Genomic DNA, 7843 nt, shown 5'->3' on the forward strand with positions numbered 1-7843 from the left:
CCGGCCGCAAGGCCGCCCAGGAAGCCACCGCCGCGGCCGAACAGGCCGCCGCGCGCCGGCGCGGTCGCGGCCGAATTCATGCCTGCGCCCGGCTGGGTGTAGGTGCGGTTGAACTGCGAGGTCGAGCCCGGCGCGGTCGTGGTCGATGGCGGAGCCGAATAGGTGCGCGAGCCGCGCGAACCCGACGAGAAGCCGCCGCCGACGCGGGCATCAGCGGACGAGATCGCCAGCGCGGTCGGCAGCGCAAGCGCCAGCACCACGGCGATCGTCTTGAAAAGACTGCGGGATCGTTGCGAGAAAGTCATGTGCGTTTCCCAAATCCCCGGCATGGGGAGGTGCGCTTAAGATGGGCAGACTTCCCGAAAAGTGAAGCCGGTTTCGGAACCTAAAGCTGCGGCCCTCAGTCGCGGGGATGTGGCAAAAGCCCATATTTGGCGGGGGTTTGGCCGGGCGGGGAACCGAGGTCGCGGGATACCGGCGCTTTTGCGATGGGATTTCCGCTTTTTCCCTCGTCGTTGCGAGCGCAGCGTCCCACCACGTCATTGCGAGGAGCTCTTGCGACGAAGCAATCCAGGCTCTTTCCAAGGAGACGCCCTGGATTGCTTCGCGGAGCCTGTCATCGGGCCGCGCCTTGCGCGGACCCGGTGGCTCGCAATGACGGGATTGAAGCAGTCGCGCGCATACACTTCCGATGTCGTCCTGGCGAAAGCCAGGACCCATTACCCTGAGAGGCAATTTGGCGAAGGCCGGTCGTTCGGGATTGGCAGCGTGCGCAACCGAGAGATCACGCGGTATGGGTCCTCGCTTTCGCCAGGACGACGGCGGAGGTTGTCGCGCGTCAGTGCAATCTCTCGGGCACAACGCTCACCCCGCCTTCGTCATCGTCTCCTTCACCGCCGCCACGAGCTGGCTCAGCGTGAACGGTTTTGGCAGGAAGTCGAACTGCTGGCCCTCGGGGAGGCTCTTCTCGAACGCATCCTCGGCGTAGCCGGAAACGAAGATGAACTTGATGTCGGGGTTCTTCTCCCGCATCGCCTTCAGCAGCGTCGGGCCGTCCATCTCCGGCATCACCACGTCGGAGACGACGAGATCGATCGCGCCGCTCTGCTCCTCCAGCACCTCCATGGCCTCGACGCCGTTCTCGGCCTCGACCACGGTGTAGCCGCGCGAGCGCAGGCCACGCGCGTTCAGGGCACGCAGGCCCTCTTCGTCCTCGACGAGGAGGATGGTGCCCTGGCCTGTGAGATCGGTGCGCGGCTTGGCTTCCGCCACCAGCGCGGCGTCCTTCGCGGCGCCACTGGCCGCGCTGACCAAAGCTGCGGGCTGCTCGACCTGCACCTCCGGCTCGGCATGATGGCGCGGCAGGAAGATATGGAACGAGGTGCCCTGCCCCGGCTCGGAATCGACGTAGATGAAACCGCCGGTCTGCTTGACGATGCCGTAGACGGTGGAAAGCCCGAGCCCGGTGCCCTTGCCCACCTCTTTCGTCGAGAAGAACGGCTCGAAGATCTTGTCGCGGATGTCGGCGGGGATGCCAGTGCCGGTGTCGGCGACCTCGATCCGGACATAGTCGGCGGCCGGCATGCCCTTATAGGCGAGCTTGCCCGCGTCTTCGGTGCTGACGTTGGCGGTGCGGATGATCAGCTTGCCACCATCCGGCATCGCGTCGCGCGCGTTCACCGCGAGATTGACGATTACCTGCTCGAACTGGGAGACGTCGACCTTCACCGGCCAGAGATCGCGGCCGTGGACAAGGTCGAGCTTGACCTTCTCGCCGATCAGCCGGCGCAGCAGCATGGTGAGATCGCTCAAGGCATCGCCGAGATCGAGCACCTGCGGCCGCAGCGTCTGCCGCCGCGAGAACGCCAGCAGCTGCCGCACCAGCGTCGCGGCGCGCGTCGCGTTCTGCTTGATCTGCATGATGTCCTGGAACGACGGATCGGTCGGCTTGTGCGCGTTCAGCAGGAAGTCGTTCGCCATCATGATAGCGGAGAGCACGTTGTTGAAGTCGTGGGCGATGCCGCCGGCGAGCTGGCCGACCGTCTCCATCTTCTGCGACTGGTTGATCTGGTTCTCCAGCGCGCGCCGCTCGGTGGTCTCGAGCATGTGCACGATGGCGGCTTCCGCCTCGTTCTCGGCCGCATCGACCGGCGTAACAAAGAACTGGCCCCAGCGCTCCTTGGTCCCCTCCAGCGCCACCTCGACCGGCGCGATGTCGGCCTGGCCTTCAGCGGCCTGGTTGATGGCCGCGATCAAAAGGTGCCGGTCGCGCGAATTGACCGCGCGGAAGATCGACTTGGAGGCGCTGTCGAGCCCGAGCGCCTGTCCGAGCTTGGCGTAGCGCGCGTTCGCGCGCACGACGTTGCCGCCGCGATCCACCGTCGCGATCGCCATCGGCGTGTGGTCGAAGAAGCGCATGAAGCGCACTTCGGCGGCGCGGTCGGGATCGCTGCGCTCGTCGCGGGCGCGGCTGATCACGAGCGTGCGCGACGGCCCCGGCGCGCCGTCGGCGCCGAAGGCGAGCTTGTGATAGAGCCGCACCGGCATGGTCTTGCCCGTGCGCATGCGCAGGTCGATGTCGAAGACTTCGGTCTTCACTTCGCCCGGGACCGCCACGATCGAGGTCAGCAGCGAGGCGCCATCGCCGGAGACGATGTCGGTGAGCTTCAATCCACCCGAGCCGATCTCGGCGAGTCGTAGTCCAGCCAGTTCGCCAGCGTCGCGTTGACATAGGCGAGCTCGCCGGCCGGATTGACCGAGAAGAAGCCGCAAGGCGCGTGATCGAGATATTCGATCGCGTGCTGGAGCTCCTGGAACACGTCTTCCTGGCGCTCGCGGTCGCGGGTGATGTCGGCGATCGACCACACCGCATATTTCGCCTCGCGCTTGCCGGTGCCGAGCGGGCGCACCCGCATGCGCAGCCAGCGGCCCTGATTGCCGTCCTGGCCGGAGATGCGCACCTCCTCCTGCTGCCGCTTGCCTTCGCGGGCGGCTTTGAGCAGGCGGAACACGGCTTCGGAAACGTCGGGGTTGCCGATGAAGACGCGCTCGACGGGGCGCACGTCCTGCGGGCCGGTGGCGCCGGTCAGCGTCAGATAGGCCGCGTTGGAATAGACCACATGCCCGCGCGCATCGGTGACAGCGTGCCCGTCGAACGCGTGATCGGAGATCCGGGCAATGATGGGATCGTCGAGATTGCGGTCGGCGAAGCGGATGATGCCGGCGGCGAAGGCGAACAGGTTGAACAGGCCGACCATCGCCAGCACGGCGAGGATGCCGAGGATATAGGGCTGCGCCTGCACGCGACCGAGCGTCATCAGCCCGATGGCGACCGCGACGAGGCCGGCGGCCACCAGCAGCACCAGCGCGATGCTGCCCGAGCGCGGCGACGGCTCGTGCGCCGCAGCGGGCTCGCGTGTGAGGTCGTGGTCGGTCTCAGCAGTCATTTCACGCTGGCGCAGCCTGTCGGCAGAGAATCAACGCGCTACGGGGCGCGCAGGGTCCTCCCTGCCTGAATCGGACCCAAAGGTGCAAGGGCAGCAGGAGCGAAAGGTATGCTGATTCCCAGATTACGGCCATTTCCGGTACTTTTCGGACATTTTATCCCCGCCCGGCGCCGAATCCGCGCTTCAGCCGCATGACGTAGCCGATGACTTCGGCGACCGCATGGTAGTGCTCGGTCGGGATTTCCTGGTCGATGTCGACGGTGGCGTAGAGCGCGCGGGCGAGCGGCACGTTCTCGACGATCGGGATGTCGTGCTCGCGCGCGATCTCCCGGATCTTGAAGGCGAGATTGTCGACACCTTTGGCGACGCAGATCGGCGCCGACATGCCGCGCTCGTAGGACAGCGCCACCGAATAGTGGGTCGGGTTGGTGATGATCACGGAGGCCTTGGGAACCGCCGCCATCATGCGCTTCTTGGCGCGCTGCTGCCGGAGTTGCCTGATCTTGCCCTTGATATGCGGGTCGCCTTCGGACTGCTTGAACTCTTCCTTGATCTCCTGGAGCGACATCTTCTGCCGCTGGAACCAGCTGCGGTACTGGAAGAAATAGTCGGCGATGGCGACGATCGCGAGCGCCGCCACCACCGCGCCGAGCAGATGGATGGTCATGCTGGTGGTGGCGCCGAGCATGGCGGCCGGATCGAGCTTGACCATCGCCTCCATGCGATGCCGCTCCGGCCACAGGATCATGGTCATGACCACGCTGAGCGCGATCAGCTTGCCGAGGCCTTTCAGGAAGTTCGCCGCCGCCTGCTTGCCGAAGATGCGCTTGAAGCCGGCGCCGGGCGAGATCTTGTTGAATTTGGGTTTCAGGGATTCGGCCGACCACACCAGACGGTGCTGGAGCATGTTGCCGGCAATTGCCGCCAGCACCAGCATCAAGAGGGGCACGCCGATTGCCGTGAGCACGGCGAACTCGATCTGCTGCATCAGCGCGAGCAGAGCCTTGCCGTCCGTCTTGATCATCCAGGAATTGGCGAGCAGGTTGCGCATCGGCGTCAGCAGCCCGCTTCCGACCGAGCCCGAGAAGGTCGAGACCACGAGCGTGCCGCCCGCCATCATGAACCAGGTGTTGATCTCCTGGCTCTTGGCGACGTCGCCGCGTTCGAGCGCATCGTCGAGGCGCTTTTGCGTCGGGTCTTCTGTTTGACTCTCGGGATCGTTGTCTTCCGCCATCGATCACCTATTTGAGCGGCATCATCTGGTGCATGACACCAATGAAATAGTCGAGAAACGTACCCATCATCGCCGTGAGCACCACGGCGAGGACCAGAAAGCCCGCGAAGATCGAGAGCGGCACGCCGACGAAATAGACCTGCATCTGCGGCATCAGCCGCGCCAGCACACCTAGCCCGATGTTGAAGACGAGGCCGAACACCAGAAACGGTCCGGAGAGTTGCAAGCCCAGGCGGAACGCGGCTGCAAAGGCCCGCGTTGCCAGCGAGGCGATGTCGCCGCTCGAGACGGTCTCGCCCGGCGAGAAGATCTTGTAACTGTCGTTCAGCGCCGCGATCACCAGATGGTGGCTGTCGGTCGCAAACAACAACGTCACGCCCAGTATGGTCAGGAAATTGCCGACCAGCACGCCCTGCTGTCCCTGCGTCGGATCGACCGAGGTGACGAAGCCGAGCCCCATCTGCTGCGCGATCACGGAGCCGGCGACTTGCAGGGCCGAGAGCGTCACACGGGCGGTCGCGCCCAGCACGATGCCGATCGCGATCTCATGCAGCATCAGGACCAGGAGCGGTGCGAGCGAGCCCATGTCGACATGATAGGCATTGCGGTGCAGGGGCAGGATGATCAGCGTGAGCAGCAGCGCGATCGACAGCTTGATCCGCGTCGGGATGTTGGTCTCACCCAGGCCCGGCAGCAGCATCACCATCGCACCGACCCGGGCGAAGGCGAGCATGAAGGAAGCGGCGAGCGCCGGCAGCAGCGAGACGTCGATGCGCATGGTTTACGCATCTTGCCTCAGCCGCCGATGATTCGCGACGAGATCCGCAGCATGTGGGCGTGGAGCGAGTCGGCCATGAACGGTAGCGCCAACAGCATCGTGGCGAAGATGGCCAGGATCTTCGGCACGTAGATCAGCGTCTGCTCCTGGATCTGCGTCAGCGCCTGGAACAGCGACACGATGACGCCGACCACGAGGCCGACCACCATCAGCGGCGACGACACGATCACGATGGTCCAGATCGCATCGCGCGCGACGTCGAGGGTTTCGGGTCCGGTCATTTGCAGAATTCCTTATTCAACCTTCATCCCCGCCACCCTGGCGAGGAACGAGCGCCCTCTCCCCGTCATTGCGAGCGCAGCGAAGCAACCAGGCTGCCGCCACGGAAAGACTCTGGATTGCTTCGCTGCGCTCGCAATGACGGTTGGGGCGAGCGCCATTCCCTATCAGATCGGCATCTTCATGATGTCTTCATAGGCCGCGATCACGCGATCGCGGACCGAAACCAGCGTGGACACCGCGACGTCGGTGTCGGCGACCGCCGTCACCACGTCCATCACGTTGGCCTTGCCGGCGGCCATCGCCACCGTCTGCGCGTCGGACTTGCGGCCGGACTCCATGACGCTGCCGACAGCGTCTTTCAGCAGCGAAGCGAAGGATTGTCCGCTGGGCTCGCTGCCCTTGCCGGCACCGCTGTTCTCCAGCACGCGGGCGAGACTGGCGTAAGTATTGGCGGCGATTGTCGGTGATGCCATGGCTCAAATGTCCTGTTCAGCTCTTGAGGATGTCGAGCGTGCGCTGGATCATCCGGCGCGTCGCACTGATGATGTTGAGATTGGCCTCGTAGGACCGCTGCGCATCGCGCATGTCGGTCATCTCGACCACCGAGTTCACGTTGGGATATTTGACGTTGCCGCTCGCATCCGCGGCCGGATTGTTCGGCTCGTATTTGACGCGGAAGCTGGACTGGTCGGGCTTGATCCTGCCGAGCGTGACGACTTGCGCATCGAGCGTGCGGTCGAGCGCGGAAGAAAAGGTCGGCACCTTGCGCCGATAGGGATCGCCGCCTGATGTCTGCGAGGTCGAATCCGCGTTTGCGATGTTCTCCGAGATCACCCGCATGCGACCGGCCTGGGCCCGCAGGCCGGAGGTCGCGATCGCCATCGAGCGGGCAAAATCGCTGCTGTCATTCGCCATGATGGGGCTCCTCTAGCTCTAACCCTTGCCGATCGCGGTCTTGAGCAGATGCAGGCTCTTCGAATAGAGCGAGGTCGCCGCCGCGTAGTCCATCTGGTTGCTGGCCGCCTTCATCATCTCCTCTTCGAGATTGACGGCGTTGCCCGCTGGGCGGGTCTCAAAACCCGCATTCTTGTTCTGGTCGAATGCGGAGGCCGCGCCTGACGGCGTCATATGGGAGGCGCTGGTGCGGGCAAGGGCCAGAGGCCCCATCGAGCCCGTCACGGCGCCGGTCTTGTCGAGCTTCGGCTCGACCAGGTCGCGCGGCCGGAATTTGGGGGTATCGGAGTTGGAGACGTTCTCGGACAGGACGCGCTGGCGCTCCTGGTGCCACTGCATCTTGGTCCGAAGCGCCGACAGCACCGGGAGGTCGTTGATGGACATGGTTGCGGCTCCTTCCGCCCTTCCCGGACCTTGAGGTCCGAAGCTAGGCAGAATTTGCCGCCTGTATGGTTAACAGCTGGTTAAAGATGTCACGGGTGCCTGTTCCCCGACGGCACACGAAATGCGCGCTTTGTGATTCGACGCTGCCAAAAGTGGCATTAACCCAACCGTTTGGCGGCGCGTACACGGGCCAAGAAGTCGTTTTGGATCGAGCGATTCATAGGTTATTAAGAGTTGGGGACGGCAAAACTTGCCGTGGAACATTAAGAGATCGCAGTTTGGGGCATCGTAGGCCGGTGGTTGGCGCGTCTGACCATGGGCACGAGAAGAGCACCATTTGTCGGGGACAAGTATGCAAGGCAGCCCTATCACCTTCATCGTCGCGTTCATCGTCGTTCTGGCGTTGATCGGCGTCGCTGCATGGCTGGTTCGCCGATTCGCCGGCAGCCGGCTGGGCGCCAACACCCAGCGCGGCAGGATGCCTCGGCTCGCCGTGATCGATGCCGCCGCGGTCGACGGCCGGCGTCGCCTGGTGCTGGTCCGGCGTGACAATGTCGAGCATCTCCTCATGATCGGCGGCCCGACGGACATCGTCGTCGAGCCCAACATCGTTCGCGCCGCGTCCGGCCGCGACCAGCTTCCGCAGCGTCCCAGCGCCGCGGAACCGCCCCGCCTCGCCCCCATGCCCGATTCCGGCGGCTGGGCCGACGAAGTGCCGCGACCCGAGCTGCTGGATCATCCCGAGCCACACATGCCCGAGCCGCC

Annotated in this window: 7 protein-coding genes and 2 pseudogenes; 1 reads left to right on the top strand and 8 read right to left on the bottom strand. The window is 64.7% G+C overall.

Annotated elements, in window-relative coordinates; all coding sequences use genetic code 11:
- From CWO91_RS40680 to flgB, 8 genes and pseudogenes are all read right to left on the bottom strand, one after another.
- A pseudogene (locus CWO91_RS40680) lies at window positions 1–329 on the bottom strand (hypothetical protein); the annotation flags it as partial.
- 535 nt (window positions 330–864) lie between these two features.
- Window positions 865–3446 (bottom strand): annotated as a pseudogene (gene cckA / locus CWO91_RS40685) (cell cycle histidine kinase CckA).
- A gap of 154 nt (window positions 3447–3600) precedes the next feature.
- On the bottom strand, window positions 3601–4680 hold the full coding sequence (gene flhB / locus CWO91_RS40690) for a flagellar biosynthesis protein FlhB (protein ID WP_091897982.1): 1080 nt from the start codon (window positions 4678–4680) through the stop codon (window positions 3601–3603).
- A gap of 7 nt (window positions 4681–4687) precedes the next feature.
- Entirely contained in the window at window positions 4688–5458 is a 771-nt protein-coding gene (gene fliR / locus CWO91_RS40695) for a flagellar biosynthetic protein FliR (protein WP_130220949.1), read from the bottom strand.
- 17 nt (window positions 5459–5475) lie between these two features.
- On the bottom strand, window positions 5476–5739 hold the full coding sequence (fliQ, locus tag CWO91_RS40700; protein ID WP_011088555.1) for a flagellar biosynthesis protein FliQ: 264 nt from the start codon (window positions 5737–5739) through the stop codon (window positions 5476–5478).
- A gap of 165 nt (window positions 5740–5904) precedes the next feature.
- Window positions 5905–6213: a flagellar hook-basal body complex protein FliE gene (gene fliE / locus CWO91_RS40705; RefSeq protein WP_130220950.1), complete on the bottom strand. Its 309-nt coding sequence runs from the start codon at window positions 6211–6213 to the stop codon at window positions 5905–5907.
- 16 nt (window positions 6214–6229) lie between these two features.
- Window positions 6230–6655, bottom strand: a complete 426-nt coding sequence (gene flgC, locus CWO91_RS40710) for a flagellar basal body rod protein FlgC (RefSeq protein WP_091897988.1) — start codon at window positions 6653–6655, stop codon at window positions 6230–6232.
- Window positions 6656–6673: 18 nt separating this feature from the next.
- Window positions 6674–7078: a flagellar basal body rod protein FlgB gene (gene flgB, locus CWO91_RS40715; protein WP_091897990.1), complete on the bottom strand. Its 405-nt coding sequence runs from the start codon at window positions 7076–7078 to the stop codon at window positions 6674–6676.
- 352 nt (window positions 7079–7430) lie between these two features.
- On the opposite strand from flgB, the gene CWO91_RS40720 reads away from it, so the two are divergent.
- On the top strand, window positions 7431–7843 hold a 413-nt coding region (locus CWO91_RS40720), incomplete at its 3' end, for a flagellar biosynthetic protein FliO (protein ID WP_208753143.1).

This window comes from Bradyrhizobium genosp. SA-3 (assembly GCF_004212635.1).
In the GTDB taxonomy this organism is placed as follows: domain Bacteria; phylum Pseudomonadota; class Alphaproteobacteria; order Rhizobiales; family Xanthobacteraceae; genus Bradyrhizobium.

Bases quoted from the DNA above. Each gene is read 5' to 3' on its own strand.
- flhB (WP_091897982.1), bottom strand. From the start codon at position 4,680: ATGGCGGAAGACAACGATCCCGAGAGTCAAACAGAAGACCCGACGCAA.
- fliR (WP_130220949.1), bottom strand. From the start codon at position 5,458: ATGCGCATCGACGTCTCGCTGCTGCCGGCGCTCGCCGCTTCCTTCATG.
- fliE (WP_130220950.1), bottom strand. From the start codon at position 6,213: ATGGCATCACCGACAATCGCCGCCAATACTTACGCCAGTCTCGCCCGC.
- flgB (WP_091897990.1), bottom strand. From the start codon at position 7,078: ATGTCCATCAACGACCTCCCGGTGCTGTCGGCGCTTCGGACCAAGATG.
- fliQ (WP_011088555.1), bottom strand. From the start codon at position 5,739: ATGACCGGACCCGAAACCCTCGACGTCGCGCGCGATGCGATCTGGACC.
- flgC (WP_091897988.1), bottom strand. From the start codon at position 6,655: ATGGCGAATGACAGCAGCGATTTTGCCCGCTCGATGGCGATCGCGACC.